The organism is Thioalkalivibrio sp. ALE19 (assembly GCF_000428605.1).
Classification (GTDB): Bacteria; Pseudomonadota; Gammaproteobacteria; order Ectothiorhodospirales; family Ectothiorhodospiraceae; genus Thioalkalivibrio.
This window is the reverse complement of the sequence record NZ_AUAG01000019.1, coordinates 55,454-72,190: the sequence shown is the minus strand read 5'-3', so window position 1 is coordinate 72,190 and position 16,737 is coordinate 55,454. Positions and strand designations below refer to the sequence as shown.

The window sequence follows — 16,737 nt, the reverse complement described above, 5'->3', positions numbered from 1 at the left end:
AATGCAAGCCAACGAACTGGTCAACAAGCAGCAGATCGAGGTCGAGTCCGAGGCGCGGAATCAGTCGCGCGTGGCGCTCGAGCCGCTGGAGCGGGGATTCGGGCACACGCTCGGCAATGCGCTGCGGCGGGTGCTGCTGTCTTCGATCCCGGGTGCGGCGATCGTCGAAGCCCGCATCGAGGGCGTGCTGCACGAGTACACGACCATTGAGGGTGTGCAGGAAGACGTCGTGGACATCCTGCTTAACCTGAAGGGTGTGGCGCTGCGCATGCATGCGCGGGATGAGTCGACGCTCACGCTGAAGAAAAAAGGGCCGTGTACCGTGACCGCCGCGGACATCCAGGTGGACCATGACGTGGAAGTGGTCAATCCGGAGCACGTAATCGCCACCATCAACAAGGACGTTGAGCTGGACATGACGCTGACGGCGCGGACGGGGGAAGGCTACGAGCCGGTCACCGCACGCCAGAGTGGCGGGGAGACGGACGAGACCGGGATTGGTCGTCTGCAGCTGGACGCGACGTTCAGTCCGATTCGGCGTGTGGCGTATCGGGTGGAAAGCGCCCGCCTGGCCCAGCGTACGGACATGGATCGGCTGGTGCTGGAGCTGGAAACGAACGGGGCCATCGCTCCGGACGATGCCGTTCGGCAGGCAGCGACGATCCTTCAGGGGCAACTTGCGCCGTTCGTCGATCTGCAGGAAGAGGCCGCCGAAACCGCGACCGGTGGTGCCAGCGCGGTGGATCCGGTGCTGCTGCGCCCGGTGGACGAGCTGGAGCTGACGGTGCGCTCGGCGAACTGCCTGAAGGCCGAGAACCTGTACTACATCGGTGATCTGGTCCAGCGTACGGAAGTGGAACTGCTGCGTGCCCCGAATCTCGGCAAGAAGTCGCTGACCGAGATCAAGGATACGCTGGCGACCCACGGGCTGTCCCTGGGCATGCGGCTGGAAAACTGGCCGCCGCCGGGTCTGCGGGACGAGAACGAGTAATCAGTGGGCGTCACACGCCAATAGCATTCAGAGGATAGTCCAATGCGTCATCGTCATTCCGGCCGGCAGCTCGGCCGCAACAGTTCGCACCGCAAGGCCACCATGCAGGCGCTGACGAATGCGCTGTTTCGGCACGAACTGATCAAGACCACGCTGCCCAAGGCGAAGGAGCTTCGCCGGGTAGCCGAGCCGTTGATCACCCTGTCGAAGAATGACAGCGTGCATGCGCGGCGCGAGGCCTTCTCCCGCCTGCGGGACAAGGAAACCGTGGGCAAGCTGTTTACCCAGCTGGGCCCGCGTTACCAGGAACGTCCCGGGGGGTATCTGCGTATCCTCAAGTGCGGCTTCCGCGCAGGAGACAATGCGCCGATGGCCTACGTGGAGCTGGTGGACCGTCCGATGCCGGACGAGGAAGAGGCAGCCTGACGCCACGTCGGCCGTCGCTGTGAGAAGAGGCCGCCCTTCGGGGCGGCCTTTTTTCGTTTCGGGGGGGTAGTCTGGTCCGCGGCCCGAGTTTGCGCCGGCCGCGTCAGGCAGGGGCATCCTCGGTGGTGGGCCAGGGTGTGAGCATCGGGCCGAGGAAGTGGCCGGTATGGCTTGCGGGGGTGGCCGCGACGGTTTCGGGTGTTCCGGCGACGATCAGCTGCCCGCCCCCGCTGCCGCCCTCGGGTCCGATGTCGACCAGCCAGTCGGCCGTCTTGATGACGTCCAGGTTGTGTTCGATGACCACGATGGTGTTGCCGTGGTCGCGCAGGCGATGGAGGACGCGAAGCAGCTGGGCGATATCCTCGAAGTGGAGACCCGTGGTGGGTTCGTCGAGGATGTAGAGGGTCTTGCCGGTGTCGCGTTTGGACAGTTCGCGGGCGAGCTTGATGCGCTGGGCTTCGCCGCCGGAGAGGGTGGTGGCGTTCTGCCCGAGCTGGATGTAGGAAAGCCCGACCTCCATCAGCATTTCGAGCTTGCGATGGATAACGGGGACCGGCTGGAAGAAGTCCAGCGCTTCTTCGACGGTCATCTCCAGGACTTCGTGGATGTTCTTCCCCTTGTAACGAACCTCGAGGGTCTCGCGGTTGTAGCGCTGGCCGCGGCATACGTCGCAGGGCACGTAGACGTCGGGGAGGAAATGCATCTCGACCTTGATGACGCCATCACCCTGGCAGGCCTCGCAGCGGCCCCCGCGCACGTTGAAGGAAAACCGGCCGGGCTTGTAACCGCGTGAACGGGCCTCGGCGGTGGCGGCGAACAGCTCCCGGATGGGGGTGAACAGGCCGGTGTAGGTCGCGGGGTTGGATCGTGGCGTGCGGCCGATCGGGCTCTGGTCGATGTCGACCACCTTGTCGATCCGTTCGAGCCCTTCGATGCGGTCGTGTTCGGCGACCGGATGCCGCGCGTTGTGCAGGGTGTTGGCGGCGGCGGGATACAGGGTGGCATTGACCAGGGTGGACTTTCCGGAGCCGGAGACCCCGGTCACGCAGGTGAACAGCCCCAGCGGGAATTCAAAGTCGCCGCCGCGCAGATTGTTGCCGCGCGCGCCGCGAACCCGAAGCGTATGGTCCGGATCGGCGGCGTGGCGCTGTTCGGGGATCGCGATACTGCGCCGCCCGGAGAGGTAGGCGCCGGTCAGGGAATCTTCGCTGGCGGCGATCTCGGCCGGCGTGCCCGCGGCCACGACTTCGCCGCCATGGCGGCCGGCCCCGGGCCCGATGTCGAGGACATGATCGGCTTCGCGGATGGCGTCCTCGTCATGCTCCACCACGATGACCGTGTTGCCGAGGTCGCGCAGGCTGGCCAGGGTGTTGAGCAGGCGCGCGTTGTCCCGCTGGTGCAGGCCGATGGAGGGTTCGTCGAGGATGTACATCACGCCGACCAGTGCCGAGCCGATCTGTGACGCCAGGCGGATGCGCTGGGCCTCGCCACCGGAGAGGGTTTCGGCGGAACGGTCCAGCGTCAGGTAGTCCAGGCCGACATCCACCAGGAAACCGAGCCGGGCGGCGATCTCGCGAACGATTTTTTCCGCGATGCGTGCGAACCGCCCTGGCAGCTCGAGGTCGTCGAAGAAGGCCTGGGCGCCGGCGACGCTCATGTGCGTGATCTCCGGCAGGGTGTGGTCCTTGACGAACACGTTGCGCGCGGCGGCATTGAGACGGGTGCCATGGCACGAGGGGCAGGGCTGCTCGTTGAGATAGCGCCCCAGTTCCTCGCGCACGGCCGCCGAATCGGTCTCGCGGTAACGGCGTTCGAGGTTGGGGATGATGCCTTCGAAGACCCGATGGTCGGTACGCAGGCGGCCATTCGCGGCCGGGGTGCTCAGGGGGATCTCCTCGGTGCCGGAGCCGTGCAGGATTACGGCCCGGACCTCCGCCGGCAGATCCTTCCACGGCGTCTCCACATCGAAGCCGTAATGGCGTGCCAGGCTGTTCAGGAGGCTGAAGTACCAGGCGTTGCGGCGATCCCAGCCCCGTACCGCGCCACCGGCCAGGCTGACCTCGGGCTGGGCGACCACGCGCTCGGGGTCGAAATACTGGTGCACGCCCAGGCCGTCACAGGTGGGGCAGGCACCGGCGGGATTGTTGAAGGAGAACAGGCGCGGTTCCAGTTCGCGCAGCGCATAGCCGCACACCGGGCAGGCGAAGCGGGCCGAGAAGGTCATCGGTTCGCGTTCCGGCTCGTCCATCCAGGCGACCAGCGCCAGGCCGTCGGCCAGCTCGGTCGCGGTCTCGAAGGATTCGGCCAGGCGCTGCCGCAGGTCCTCGCGGACCTTGAAGCGGTCGATGACGATCTCGATGTTGTGCTTGCGTTTGGGGTCCAGCTCGGGCAGGGCGTCCAGTTCGTGGATCTCGCCGTTGATGCGCGCACGCAGATACCCGTGGGCACGCATGGATTCCAGCAGCTTGTGGTGTTCGCCCTTGCGGTCGCGCACCACCGGCGCCAGCAGCATCAGCTTCTCGCCTTCGGGCATCTCCAGTACCTGGTCGACCATCTGCGAGATGGTCTGTGCGGCCAGGGTCTCGCCGTGATCCGGACAGCGCGGCTCGCCGGCGCGGGCGAACAGCAGGCGCAGGTAGTCATAGATCTCGGTGATGGTGCCGACGGTCGAGCGGGGGTTGTGCGAGGTGCTTTTCTGCTCGATGGAGATGGCCGGGGACAGACCGTCGATCTGGTCGACATCCGGTTTTTCCATCATCGACAGGAACTGTCGCGCGTAGGTCGACAGGCTCTCGACGTAGCGTCGCTGGCCTTCCGCGAACAGGGTGTCGAAGGCCAGCGACGACTTGCCCGACCCCGAGACCCCGGTGATCACGATCAGCCGCTCGCGCGGCAGTTCGATATGCAGGTCCTTGAGGTTGTGGGTGCGGGCGCCGCGGATCTGGATGTTCTGCATCATGGGACGACGGATACTCCGGAGTCGTTGGGAAGGGCAGCCGGCGGCTGCCAGCCGGCCATGGTAACACCCGGTCACGGCCCGCCGGAGGCCCGGGGCTCTGGTAGACTCCCGTCCGCGTTCGTTCACCGGCGTGCCATGCAGGAGTCCTGACCACATGAATGCCCGCGAGTTGCGAGCCACCTCCGGACTGGCGGCCATCTACGGCGTGCGCATGGCCGGTCTGTTCCTGATCCTGCCGGTGTTCATGCTGCACGCCGACGACATCCCGGGTGCCACGCCGCTGCTCGCCGGGCTGGCGCTGGGGATCTACGGTCTGACCCAGGCGGCCCTGCAGATTCCGTTCGGTCTGCTCTCCGATCGCCTCGGCCGCAAGCCGCTCATCGCGGCCGGCCTGGGCCTGTTCGTGCTCGGCAGCCTGGTGGCGGGGCTTGCGGAGGATATCCACGGGATCATCCTCGGCCGGGCCCTGCAGGGAGCGGGTGCGGTTGCCGCGGTGGTGCTGGCGCTGACCGCCGACCTGATCGCCGAGGAACGCCGGACCCGGGCGCTGGCGGTGATCGGCCTGACCATCGGGCTCACGTTCACCGTCTCGATGGCACTGGGGCCGCTGCTCGATCGCGGCGTCGGTCTTTCCGGCATTTTCCTGGTTGCGGCGGGGCTGGGGGTGCTGGCACTGCTGATCCTCCTGTTGTGGGTCCCGTCGCCGGGTCGAACGCGCCAGCATCCGGACATGGTCCCGCAATGGGCCATGCTGCCGCGGGTGCTGGCGGACCCGGAGCTCGCGCGGCTCAATGCGGGGATCTTCATCCTGCATCTGGTGCTGGCGGCCAATTTTCTGGTGCTGCCGACGTACCTGGTGGCGGGGGCCGGCCTGCCGGCGGCCGAACACTGGGCCTTCTACCTGCCGGTGTTGCTGGCCGGCTTTGCGTTGATGCTGCCGGGGGTCATCCTCGGCGAGCGGCGCAGGCGCATGCACGGCGTGCTGCTGCTGGCGATCGCCCTGCTGGTGCTCGTGCAGACCGGCCTGGCTCTGGCTTTCCATCTTGACGGCGGCGTTTGGTGGCTGGCGCTGTTGATGGTCGGCTTTTTCGCGGCCTTCAACCTGCTGGAGGCGGGGTTGCCCGCGATGGTGTCGCGCGCAGCCCCGCTGGCCCACAAGGGCACCGCGATGGGCGGATTCGCGACCGCCCAGTTCCTCGGGATCTTTGCCGGTGGCGCGCTGGGCGGGGTGCTGCTGGGTCTGGTCGGGCCCGTGGCGGTCCTGCTGGCCAGTGTGCCGGCGCTGGTGATCTGGTTCCTGCTGGCCCGCGGGCGCAGCCCGGAGCATTACGTGACCCGGACGCTCGCGGTGCCGACGGTCTGGGAGGGGCAGCCGGGGAGGCTGCTGAGCGAACTGCGCGGCTGTCCCGGCGTGGCCGAGGTCGCGCTGTCGCCGGATGCAGGCTCGGTTTATGTGCGCCTGCATCCCGATGTGCAGGCGGACGGATCGCTGCGGGAACGCCTGGAGCGCGGCCCGGCCGGGTGAAGCCCGCGCCCGCACCGCCCGGTGACCCGCGTCACGCGGACGGGTTCTGTTGCGCCCGTCAGCGCCTGCTACACTATCGACTCGATTAACCCGTGCCCGACACAAGGAGTTCCCATGGCCCGCGGAGTCAACAAGGCGATCATTCTCGGCAACCTCGGTGCCGACCCCGAAAAGCGCGAAACGCCCGGCGGGGCGACCGTCACCAACTTCCGCGTGGCCACCACGGAGCAGTGGACCGACAAGCAGAGCGGGGAGCGGCGCGAAAACACCGAATGGCACCGGGTCGTGATGTTCGGTCGTCTGGCCGACATCGCCGCGCAGTATCTGTCCAAGGGCTCCCAGGTGTACATCGAGGGCCGGATCCAGACCCGCAAGTGGCAGGGGCAGGACGGTCAGGATCGCTATACCACCGAGATCGTCGCCAGTGACATGCAGCTGGTCGGTGGACGCGGCGGCGGTGGCGCCGGCGGTGCCGCTGCCGGTGGTGGCTACGGCGGCGGTTACGACCCGGGCCCCGGTGGCGGTGGCGACGGCTTCGGGGGCGGTTCGTCCTCCCCGTCGTCCGGTCCGGGCGGCTCCTTCGATGACGATGACGTCCCGTTCTAAAAGGCACATCAGCTGAGGTGGCCGACACGCAATGACCCGCAAGATCTACATCCAGACCCACGGCTGTCAGATGAACGAGTACGACTCCGACCGCATGCTGGACGCCCTGAAGGCGGACGGCGGCGCGGAGCGTACCGAGGATCCCGAACAGGCCGATGTCCTGCTGCTGAACACCTGTTCGATCCGCGAGAAGGCCCAGGAGAAGGTCTTCTCGCTGCTGGGCCGCTGGCGCGCGATCAAGGAGCGCCGGCCGGGGATGGTGATCGGGGTCGGCGGCTGTGTGGCGAGTCAGGAGGGCGAGGCCCTGCGTCAGCGCGCGCCGTACGTGGATCTGGTGTTCGGGCCGCAGACCCTGCACCGCCTGCCGGAGATGATCCGCGAGGCGCAGCGGGCGCGGGCCCCGGTGGTGGACATCTCGTTCCCCGAGATCGAGAAGTTCGACCGCCTGCCCGAACCGCAGGCCGAGGGCCCCACGGCCTTCGTCTCGGTGATGGAGGGCTGTTCCAAGTACTGTTCGTTCTGCGTGGTGCCCTATACCCGCGGTGACGAGATCTCGCGCCCCTTCGACGACGTGATCGCCGAGGTGGTGGCGCTGGCCGAGCAGGGGGTGAAGGAGATCAACCTGCTGGGGCAGAACGTCAATGCCTATCGCGGTCCGATGGAGGACGGAGACACCGCCGACCTCGCGCTGCTGATCCACTACGTGGCGGCGGTGGACGGGATCGAGCGCATCCGCTTTACCACCTCGCATCCGGTGGAGTTCTCCGACTCCCTGATCCAGGCCTTCGCCGACGAACCCAAGCTGGTCAGCCACCTGCATCTGCCGGTGCAGAGCGGTTCCGACCGGATCCTGGCGCAGATGAAGCGCGGGCACACCATCCTCGAGTACAAGGCGAAGATCCGTCGCCTGCGCGAGGCGCGCCCGGAGCTGGACCTGTCGTCGGACTTCATCGTCGGTTTCCCCGGCGAGACCGACGCCGATCACCGGGCGACCATGGACCTGATCGAGGAACTGCACTTCGATTTTTCCTTCAGCTTTATCTACAGCGCGCGTCCGGGTACGCCGGCGGCCTCGCTGCCCGACGACGTCCCCATGGCGGTGAAGAAGGCACGGCTGGCGGAGCTGCAGGCCGTCATCGAGCGGCATGGCCGCGAGCGCAACCAGTCCATGGTGGGGGGTATCGAGCCGGTACTGGTGGAGGGGCCGGCGAAGCGCAATCCGGACGAGCTGGCCGGGCGCACCGCCAACAACCGCATCGTGAATTTCCCCGCCGACCCGTCCCTGATCGGGCAGATGGTGCCGGTGGAGATCACCGAGGCCCTTGCCCACTCCCTGCGCGGGCGCCGGGTGGTCGAACCCGTTGCCGCCGCCGCGACCGCCTGAACCCGGCATGGCAAACCGACTGGATTTCACCCTGGAACCGGGCGACCAGGAGACCCTGGCACGCCTGTCCGGTCCGCTGGATGCCCACCTGCGTCTGATCGAGAACCGCCTGGGCGTCGCCGTCCACAACCGGGGGCCGCGCTTCAACCTCACCGGGCCCAGCGCCGCGGTGGATGCGGCCGGTGCGCTGATCCACGATCTGCATCGCATGGCGCAGGAGGAGCCGGTCTCCCTGGAGCAGGTCCACACCGCCCTGCAGGAAGCCAATGTCGAGGCCCTGGCCGACAGCTCATCCGACACGCCCGATCCGGTGCTGCGGCTGAAACGTGCCGCGATCCGCGGGCGCGGTCCGCGCCAGTCGCGGTATATCGCCGGGATCGGTCGCAACGACCTGACCTTCGGCATCGGCCCGGCAGGCACCGGCAAGACGTTCCTCGCGGTGGCCGCGGCGGTGGCCGCGCTGGAGCAGGACCGCGTCCAGCGCCTGGTACTGGTGCGCCCGGCGGTGGAGGCCGGCGAGCGCCTGGGATTCCTGCCCGGGGACCTGGCGCAGAAGATCGACCCCTACCTGCGGCCGATGTATGACGCCCTGTACGAGCTGATGGGATTCGACCAGACCGCGCGCCTGATGGAGCGCCAGGTAATCGAGGTCGCGCCGCTGGCCTACATGCGCGGGCGCACCCTGAACGAGGCCTTCATCATCCTCGACGAGGCGCAGAACACCACCGTCGAACAGATGAAGATGTTCCTCACCCGCATCGGCTTCGGCTCGACCGCGGTGGTCAACGGCGACGTGACCCAGGTGGACCTGCCGCGCGGGCAGCATTCCGGCCTGCGGCATGCGATCCGCATCCTCGAGGGCGTGGAGGGCGTGGGCATCCATCACTTCCGCGGCGAGGACGTGGTGCGGCATCCGCTGGTGCAGCGCATCGTGCAGGCCTACGATGCGCACGAACAGGAGGGTGGGGATGACGCTTGAGGTCGCGGTGCAGTATGCCGTCCCGCGGGCCGGGGTGCCCGCGGCGCGGCGTCTGCATGCCGCCGCGCGCGCGGCCTGGCGCGGCCAGGCCACGACCGGCGTGACCCTGCGGATCGTGGATGCCGACGAGGGGCGCGAGCTGAACCGGGCCTTTCGTGGTCGCGACAGGGCCACCAACGTGCTGTCGTTCCCGGTGCCGGAGGACATGCCGCTCCCGCCGGAGGCCGGCCCGGGCGGTCTCGGCGATATCGTGCTGTGCGATCCGGTGCTGCAGCGCGAAGCGCGCGAGCAGGGCAAGCCGGTGGCCGACCATTACACCCACATGGTGGTGCACGGGATGCTGCATCTGCAGGGGTTCGATCATCAGGACGCTGACGAGGCGGCCGAGATGGAGGCCCTGGAAACCGCGATCCTGGCCGGCCTCGGACTTGCGGACCCGTACCGCGTGCCGGAGACCCGGTGCGCGGCCGGCGCACGGAGTGTTCATGGCACCTGAGCCCGGGGCCGCCACTGGCGGGTTGTCGCTGTGGCGGCGCCTGCTGGAGCCGCTGCTGCGCCGTCTGCGGCGCGAGCCGCGCAGCCGGCGGGAGCTGGTCGAGACCCTGCGCGGGGCGCAGGAACGCGAGCTGCTGGATCCCGAGGCGCTGACCATGCTGGAGGGCGTGCTCAATGTCGCCGACATGCAGGTGCGCGACATCATGATCCCGCGTGCGCAGATGGAAGTAGTGCGGCGCGATGCCCCGCTGTCGGAATTCCTGCCCGACGTGGTGGCGTCGGCCCATTCGCGCCTGCCGGTGGTTGGCGACCATCGCGACGAGGTGGTCGGGATCCTGCTGGCCAAGGACCTGCTGCGTTTCTTCGGGGATCCCGATGACGCCGGGTTCGACATGCAGGAGATCCTGCGCCCGGCGGTGTTCGTGCCCGAGAGCAAGCGCCTGAACGTACTGCTGAAGGAATTCCGCCTGAGCCGCAATCACATGGCCATCGTGGTCGATGAGTACGGCGGGGTGGCCGGGCTGGTGACCATCGAGGACGTGCTGGAGCAGATCGTCGGCGAGATCGAGGACGAGCACGATGTCGAGGACTATCTGACCCAGATCATGCAGCACCCCGGCGGGCGCTACACCATCAAGGCGCTGACCCCGCTGGACGAATTCAACGCCTATTTCCAGACGGCCTACGACGAGGATGCCTTCGACACCGTGGGCGGGCTGCTGCTGTCGCATTTTGCCCATGTGCCGCACCGCGGCGAGACCCTGCAGCTGGATGGCATGCAGTTTCGCGTGCTGCGTGCGGACAATCGCCGGCTGCACCTGGTGGAGATGCGTCTGGCCGAGCCCGCCGCAGGGCCGGCGGCGTCGTCCGGCCCCGGCGAATCCGGCACGGAGGTCCCGTGATGCGCGGCCTGCCACTGCCCGACCTGACCGGCCGCCGGGTCGGTGGCCTGTTGGCCTTGCTGGCCGGCGCGTTCGCGGTGCTGGCGTTCGCGCCGGTGGGGCTGTTCACCGCCGCGCCGCTGGCGCTGGCGGTGTGGTTCGGGCTGCTGGTACGGGTGCAGGGGCGGCCACGCCGTGCCGCATGGTTCGGCTGGCTGTTCGGGCTCGGCTTCTTCGGCGCCGGTACCTCCTGGATCTTCAACAGCCTGCTCGTGTTCGGGCAGGCCCCGCTGGTGGTCGCCAGCGTGATCACGGTGGCCTTCGTGCTGGTGATGGCGCTGTACCCGGCATTGTTGAGTGCGCTGGCCGCGCGCTTTCTGCCGCTGCACCGAATGGAGGGCCTGCTGGCCCTGGCCGGCGGGCTGGTGCTGCTGGAACTGGCACGTTCCTGGCTGTTCTCCGGATTCCCCTGGCTGCTGTTCGGCCATGCCACGCTGGAGACGCCGCTGGCGTCCTGGCTGCCGCTGGGTGGCGAGCTGGCGGCCAGCCTGATGGTGGCACTTATCGCCGCCGGACTGGTGCTGGCGGCCGGGCGGCGTTCGCGCGGCATCGGCGTGGGTCTGGTGGCGGGCGTGGTGGTGGTCTCCGCGGCCCTGCTGCCGTTGCAGTGGACCGAGCCCGACGGCGAGCCGGTCAGCGCGACGCTGGTGCAGGGCAACATCGAGCAGGAGCGCAAATGGGCCCCGGACGGCATCCGGCACTCGCTGGAGGTGTACCGCGAGCTGACCGCGCAGGCCGAGCCGGCGGATCTGGTGGTGTGGCCGGAAACCGCGATCCCCGCGCTGACCGGCGAGGTGGCCGGGGCGCTGGAACAGGTGGCCGCGGAGCTGCCGGGCGAGGACGCGCAGCTGGTGACCGGGCTGTTCGACGGCCACCGCGACGGGGATATCCATAACGCGATCCTGACCTACCCGGGCGGGGCGGCCTACCACAAGCGGCAGCTGGTGCCGTTCGGCGAGTACATCCCGCTGCGTGAGCAGCTGGCCTGGCTCGACCGGCTGCTGATGATCCCGATGTCCGATCTGGCCCGGGGGGAGGATGACGGTCGGATCACGCTGGCGGGGCGCACCGCCGGGGCGAGCATCTGCTACGAGTCGGCCTATGCCCGGCACATCCGCGCTGCCCTACCCGAGGCGGGCTTCCTGGTCAACGTGTCCAACGATGCGTGGTTCGGCGACAGCCTGGCCCCGGCCCAGCATCTGCAGATCGCGCGGGTGCGGGCGGTGGAGACCGGACGTCCGATGCTGCGCGCGACCAATACCGGGGTGTCCGCGCTGATCGACTTCGACGGCCGGCTGATCGACGCTTCGCCCCTGTTCGAACCGGCTACCGTGCACGGCGAGATCCGGCCACGCAGCGGCATCACCCCGGCGGCGGCGATGGGCGAGGGACCCACGGTGCTGGCCGCACTGGTGCTGGTGGTGCTGGGCGCGGCGGTCGGTCGGCGGCGGGCCGGCGCCGAAGACCGGGACTGACCGCCGCCCCGGGTCTGCTCGACTCGGGTTCACTCGACCCGGGCTGCCCCGGCACCGCGGATCTCAGCCGGCGTCGGCCTCCGGCGGCGGTCCGCGGCGAAACGCCGTGTGGTGACACTGCGCGCAGGGCGGAATGCGGCCGACCCTTTCCATGTGCAGCGGGTGGCCGCAGTGCTTGCAGACCAGTTCGCCCGGGCCGGTGATCTCGCCGGTGTGCCACTCGCCCATCACCTGCGCGCGGGCCGTCAGCTCGGTGATCTCCACCCGGGTGCGATCGGCGATGCGCTCGAGGGCGTTCTTGATGCTGGCCTCGATCAGGCCGATGTCGATGCGCAGCCAGCTGCGCCAGTCCTCGCTGCGCGCATCGATGTAGGCACCCAGGTCCTGCAGGTCGCGCTGCAGGTACTCCATCACCTCGTGGGCCTCTTCGCGCGTCAGGTCGGTGGCATTATGTACCCGGTCGCGTGCGCCCTCGAGCGCCTGGCTGATGGCCTTGCCGGTGCGTTCCTCCAGTTTCTCGAGGTCTTCGGTGACCTCGTGCAGCATGCGGTGGTAGGCATCGCTCAGGCGCGATTCGCGTTCATGCTGGTCCTCTTCCTGCCCGCCCTCGGGATTCCTGTTCTTGTCGCTCATCGGCATCACTCCGGATTGATCGGTGCTCGGAGGTACGTTAGCACGAGCATGCCCCGAAACGGGCGCGCGGCCGGGTCTTCCTGTCGCCCGTATGCAGAACGGGGCGCAGCCCCCGCCCGGGCGTGCGCCCCGTGGAGTGATCCCCCGTTCCCCGCCGACGCCTCCGCGAGCGCCGGTAACGGGGCCTGCGTCAGGTCGTCGGAGCCGCCTCCTCCGGGGGTTCGACCAGGTCGCGGTAGGCGTGCCACATGGCGTAGCCCAGCCAGGGGAACACGACGATCAGGGCCAGCAGAGCGGTGGCCACCGAGACTGCGAACAGAACGGTGATCAGCGCGGCCCAGATCAGGGTGGCGGCCGGGCTGGTGCGCAGGGCCTTCAGGCTGGTGCCCATCGCCGTCATGAGTCCGGTCCGGCGGTCCAGCAGGGTCGGGATCGTGACCACCGAGAGCGCCAGAACCACGACCGCGAGAGCGGCACCGGCGACGACCAGGCCGGCCAGCGAGATCAGTCCGCTGGTGCTGCCCAGCAGGACCGGAAGGGCCTCGTGCAGCGGGCCCAGGAGTCCGGCGTGGCCGACGTTGAGGACCCCCATCCACAGCCACACGAAGGCGGTCCAGGCCAGGAAGATCGAGGCCAGCAGGGCGGCGAAGGCCCAGATGGCACCGCCGGTTGCCTCCAGCGCGCCGAAGCCCGAGCGCAGGCCGACGGTCTCGCCCCGTTCGATGCTCCGGGCCAGGCCGTTGAGGCCGGTGGCGAGGACAGGTCCGACCAGAAGGAAGCCCGTGAGGGCGGCGACCCCGGCCCACGGCCAGGACCAGAGCACACCCATGATGACGGCTCCGATCGCGGTCACCATCAGGCCGTGCAGCAGTCCGGCCGGGGCATGCCGCAGGTCGTGCCAGCCGGCACTCAGCCAGCGCAGCGGGCGGCCGGCCTCGATCCGGCGTACGCCGGGCGTCGCCTCCTCGTACCCGTGGCGGGGGCGGATTTCGGAAAGGTCGTCCGGATAACGGCGCTGGATCAGGGAGATCATGCTGCACCTCCTTCGCATCGGTCGATGCGTCAAGGGTATGTATCCTGAAGTCTAGATGGCCGTGCGCGGCGTTGCGGTTGCGCGCGACGGAACCATTCGGCAGATCCGGGACTGTCTGGAAGGGGGGCGGGGTGACTGGTATTCTGCGCGGTTCTTCGTTCGCGGCGGCAAACAGCACAGGTGAGGCCCATGCAGGAGCATTATTCCCCGGAACAGGTGGAGACCGAGGTCCAGCGTCGCTGGGACGAGACCGGCTGTTTCCGGGCGCGGGAAGATGCCGCGGGAGAACCCTTCTACTGCCTGTCGATGTTCCCGTACCCGTCGGGCAAGCTGCACATGGGGCATGTGCGCAACTACACCATCGGCGACGTGATCGCGCGGTTCCAGCGCATGCAGGGCAGGAGCGTGCTGCAGCCGATGGGCTGGGACGCCTTCGGCCTGCCGGCGGAGAACGCGGCGATGCAGAACAATGTGCCGCCGGCGACATGGACGCGCCAGAACATCGAGCAGATGCGCACCCAGCTCCAGCGCCTGGGCTTTGCCTATGACTGGTCGCGCGAGTTCGCGACCTGCGATGCCGATTATTACCGTTGGGAGCAGTGGCTGTTCGTGCGCCTGCTGAAGAAGGGCCTGGTCTACCGTGCCCGGGCCACCGTGAACTGGGATCCGGTCGACCAGACCGTGCTCGCCAACGAGCAGGTGATCGAGGGGCGCGGCTGGCGCTCCGGCGCGCCGGTCGAGCGCCGCGAGCTGCCGCAGTGGTTCCTGCGCATCACCGACTACGCCGACGAGCTGCTGGAGGCCCTGGACGACCTGGACGGCTGGCCGGATCAGGTGCGCACCATGCAGCGCAACTGGATCGGGCGTTCCGAGGGTGTGGAGCTGGAGTTCGCGGTGGAAGGCGGCGAGCCGCTGAACGTGTTCACCACGCGCCCGGACACCCTGTTCGGCGTCAGCTACATGGCGCTCGCGCCGGAGCACCCCACGGTGCAGGCGCTGGCGCAGAACGATCCGGAACTGGCTGCGTTCGTGGACGAGTGCGGCCAGGGCGGGGTGGCCGAGGCGGACCTGGCCACAATGGAGAAGAAGGGCCGCGCGCTGGGCTTCACCGCCCGCCACCCGCTGACCGGCGAAGACATCCCGGTGTGGGTCGCCAACTTCGTGCTGATGGAATACGGCACCGGCGCGGTGATGGCGGTGCCGGCACACGACGAGCGCGACCACGAGTTCGCGACGCAATATGGCCTGCCGATCCGCCAGGTGATCGCCCCGGCCGACGGGGGCGAGTGCGACGTGCAGGTCGCCGCGTTCACCGAACCCGGCGTGCTGGTGAACTCGGGAGATTTCACCGGGCAGGACTCGGAGGCCGCGAAGGCCGCGATCGCCGATCATCTGGAGCAGGCCGGACTGGGCCGGCGCCGGCGCAACTACCGTCTGCGCGACTGGGGTATCTCGCGCCAGCGCTACTGGGGCTGCCCGATCCCGGTGATCCACTGCGACGACTGCGGGGCGGTGCCGGTGCCGGAAGAGGATCTGCCCGTGCGCCTGCCGGAGGACGTGATCCCGGACGGGGCCGGCTCGCCGCTGGCGCGCATGCCGGAATTCTACGAGGCGACCTGCCCGCAATGCGGCAAGCCGGCACGGCGCGAGACCGATACCTTCGACACCTTCTTCGAGTCCAGCTGGTACTTCGCCCGCTACGCCTGCGCCGACAACGACACGGCGATGCTCGACGAGCGCGCCGATCACTGGCTGCCGGTGGATCAGTATGTCGGCGGCATCGAGCACGCGGTACTGCACCTGCTGTATGCGCGCTTCTTCCATAAATTGCTGCGCGACGAGGGGCTGGTGGGCTCCGACGAGCCGTTCACCCGGCTGCTGACCCAGGGCATGGTGGTGGCGCCCACCTTCTACCGCGACCGCGGCGATGGCGGGAAGGACTGGATCAACCCCGCCGACGTGGAACTGGAACGCGCGGAGGATGGTTCGGTGAAGGCCGCACGCCATCGCGAAGACGGGCAGCCGGTGGCGATCGGCGGCATGGAGAAGATGTCCAAGTCGAAGAACAACGGCGTGGACCCGCAGGCGCTGATCGAGCGCTTCGGGGCCGACACCGCGCGGCTGTTCACCATGTTCGCCGCCCCGCCGGACCTGTCGCTGGAATGGTCCGACTCCGGCGTGGAGGGCGCGCAGCGTTTTATCCGCCGCCTGTGGCGCACGGTGCGCGAACATGTCGGAGGCCCGGCGGCGTCGCCGCTGGATCCCGAAAACCTGTCCGAACCGGCGGCCGAGCTGCGGCGCAAGTTGCACGACACCATCGCCAAGGTCACCGACGACATCGGTCGGCGCCAGACCTTCAATACCGCAGTCGCGGCGAACATGGAGCTGCTGAACGAGCTCGGGCGGCTGCCGGAGGATGCCGAGGGCGCCATCGCGGTCCGCCAGGAGGTGCTCGAAGGTATCGTACGCATGCTGGCTCCGATCATTCCGCACGTGACCCAGGTGCTGTGGGAGGCGCTGGGCCATGACGGGCTGGTGGCCGATACCCGCTGGCCGCAGGTCGACGAGGCCGCCCGTCAGGCCGCCCGCGAGACCCTGGCGGTGCAGGTCAATGGCAAGCGCCGCGCGGAGATCGCGGTACCGGCCGGCGCGGACCGCGAGAGCGTGGAGCGTATCGCGCGGGAGGACGAAAACGTCCAGCGCCATCTCGAGGGGCAGGGCATCGTGAAGGTGATCGTGGTCCCCGGACGCCTGGTGAATTTCGTGGTCAAGCCGCAATGACCCGGTTCCTGCCGCGTCTGCTGGCGGTGCTCGTGCTGACGGCCTCGCTGGCCGCCTGCGGGTTCCAGCTGCGCGGCACCGGGGGCTGGCCGGCGGAACTGGACCCGGTGGAGATCCGCGGCCTGCAGCCGCGCGACTCGCTGTACCAGGAACTGGCCCGGGGCCTGCGTGCCTCCGGGATCGAGATCGTGGACGAGCGCCCGGAAGAGCGGGGCGCGACCCTGGAGATCCGCTCGGTGGACGATTCGCGGCGCGCGCTGTCGGTGTCCGATCAGGCGCGGGTCAGCGAGTACGAACTGACCCGCAGTCTGCGCGTGCGTCTGCGCCCGGCCGATGGTGAAGCGATGGACCTCGAACCGCTGCGTGCGTCGCGCACTTACGTCTATGACGAGACCGCCGTACTCAGCCGCTCGGAGCGCGAGGAGGACCTGCGGGCCACCATGAACCGCGATCTGGTCGCCCTGCTGCAGCGTCGGGTGCGGGCGCTGACCCGCGAGGACGGTGACTGA

The 16,737-nt window shown here is 68.7% G+C and carries 14 protein-coding genes; 11 read left to right on the top strand and 3 right to left on the bottom strand.

All coding sequences use genetic code 11. From position 1 onward, the window contains the following. The first annotated feature begins 1 nt into the window (after position 1). Positions 2-991, top strand: a complete 990-nt coding sequence (gene rpoA / locus F787_RS0108605) for a DNA-directed RNA polymerase subunit alpha (RefSeq protein ID WP_018870659.1) — start codon at positions 2-4, stop codon at positions 989-991. Between the two features lie 42 nt (positions 992-1,033). Beyond that, positions 1,034-1,417 (top strand): 50S ribosomal protein L17, encoded by a 384-nt coding sequence (gene rplQ / locus F787_RS0108600; RefSeq protein ID WP_018870658.1) that lies wholly within the window; start codon positions 1,034-1,036, stop codon positions 1,415-1,417. Between the two features lie 103 nt (positions 1,418-1,520). On the opposite strand, the gene uvrA is transcribed toward rplQ, so the two are convergent. Next, entirely contained in the window at positions 1,521-4,373 is a 2,853-nt protein-coding gene (gene uvrA, locus F787_RS0108595; protein ID WP_028491918.1) for an excinuclease ABC subunit UvrA, read from the bottom strand. Between the two features lie 157 nt (positions 4,374-4,530). Between uvrA and F787_RS0108590 the strand changes: the two genes are divergently transcribed. The 7 genes from F787_RS0108590 (at position 4,531) to lnt (ending at position 11,781) form a co-directional block, all read left to right on the top strand. Further along, positions 4,531-5,901, top strand: a complete 1,371-nt coding sequence (locus tag F787_RS0108590; RefSeq protein ID WP_028491917.1) for an MFS transporter — start codon at positions 4,531-4,533, stop codon at positions 5,899-5,901. Between the two features lie 114 nt (positions 5,902-6,015). Beyond that, positions 6,016-6,507 carry a single-stranded DNA-binding protein gene (gene ssb, locus F787_RS0108585; RefSeq protein ID WP_028491916.1) on the top strand — a complete coding sequence of 164 codons (492 nt, stop codon included), beginning with the start codon at positions 6,016-6,018 and terminating at the stop codon, positions 6,505-6,507. 31 nt (positions 6,508-6,538) lie between these two features. Beyond that, complete coding sequence (miaB, locus tag F787_RS0108580) at positions 6,539-7,891, top strand: tRNA (N6-isopentenyl adenosine(37)-C2)-methylthiotransferase MiaB (RefSeq protein ID WP_019021407.1); 1,353 nt, start codon at positions 6,539-6,541, stop codon at positions 7,889-7,891. A gap of 7 nt (positions 7,892-7,898) precedes the next feature. Further along, on the top strand, positions 7,899-8,870 hold the full coding sequence (locus F787_RS0108575) for a PhoH family protein (RefSeq protein ID WP_028491915.1): 972 nt from the start codon (positions 7,899-7,901) through the stop codon (positions 8,868-8,870). Further along, positions 8,860-9,366, top strand: a complete 507-nt coding sequence (gene ybeY, locus F787_RS0108570; RefSeq protein ID WP_019569265.1) for an rRNA maturation RNase YbeY — start codon at positions 8,860-8,862, stop codon at positions 9,364-9,366. The genes F787_RS0108575 and ybeY overlap by 11 nt, the downstream gene beginning before the upstream one ends. Continuing rightward, the gene (locus F787_RS0108565) at positions 9,356-10,267 is read left to right on the top strand and encodes an HlyC/CorC family transporter (RefSeq protein WP_019021405.1); all 912 of its coding nucleotides are present in this window, start codon (positions 9,356-9,358) and stop codon (positions 10,265-10,267) included. Before ybeY ends, F787_RS0108565 begins: the two co-directional genes overlap by 11 nt. Continuing rightward, entirely contained in the window at positions 10,267-11,781 is a 1,515-nt protein-coding gene (gene lnt, locus F787_RS0108560) for an apolipoprotein N-acyltransferase (RefSeq protein WP_028491914.1), read from the top strand. Before F787_RS0108565 ends, lnt begins: the two co-directional genes overlap by 1 nt. A gap of 63 nt (positions 11,782-11,844) precedes the next feature. Here the strand turns inward: lnt and F787_RS0108555 are convergent, their stop codons facing one another. Together F787_RS0108555 and F787_RS0108550 are read right to left on the bottom strand one after the other, a co-directional pair. Further along, complete coding sequence (locus tag F787_RS0108555; RefSeq protein WP_018870649.1) at positions 11,845-12,414, bottom strand: zinc ribbon-containing protein; 570 nt, start codon at positions 12,412-12,414, stop codon at positions 11,845-11,847. Between the two features lie 190 nt (positions 12,415-12,604). Further along, the gene (locus F787_RS0108550; protein WP_028491913.1) at positions 12,605-13,447 is read right to left on the bottom strand and encodes a DUF2189 domain-containing protein; all 843 of its coding nucleotides are present in this window, start codon (positions 13,445-13,447) and stop codon (positions 12,605-12,607) included. 189 nt (positions 13,448-13,636) lie between these two features. On the opposite strand from F787_RS0108550, the gene leuS reads away from it, so the two are divergent. Together leuS and lptE are read left to right on the top strand one after the other, a co-directional pair. After that, a complete protein-coding gene (leuS, locus tag F787_RS0108545) occupies positions 13,637-16,228 on the top strand; it encodes a leucine--tRNA ligase (protein ID WP_028491912.1) in 2,592 nt (863 codons plus the stop codon). After that, positions 16,225-16,737: an LPS assembly lipoprotein LptE gene (gene lptE, locus F787_RS0108540; RefSeq protein WP_018870646.1), complete on the top strand. Its 513-nt coding sequence runs from the start codon at positions 16,225-16,227 to the stop codon at positions 16,735-16,737. Before leuS ends, lptE begins: the two co-directional genes overlap by 4 nt.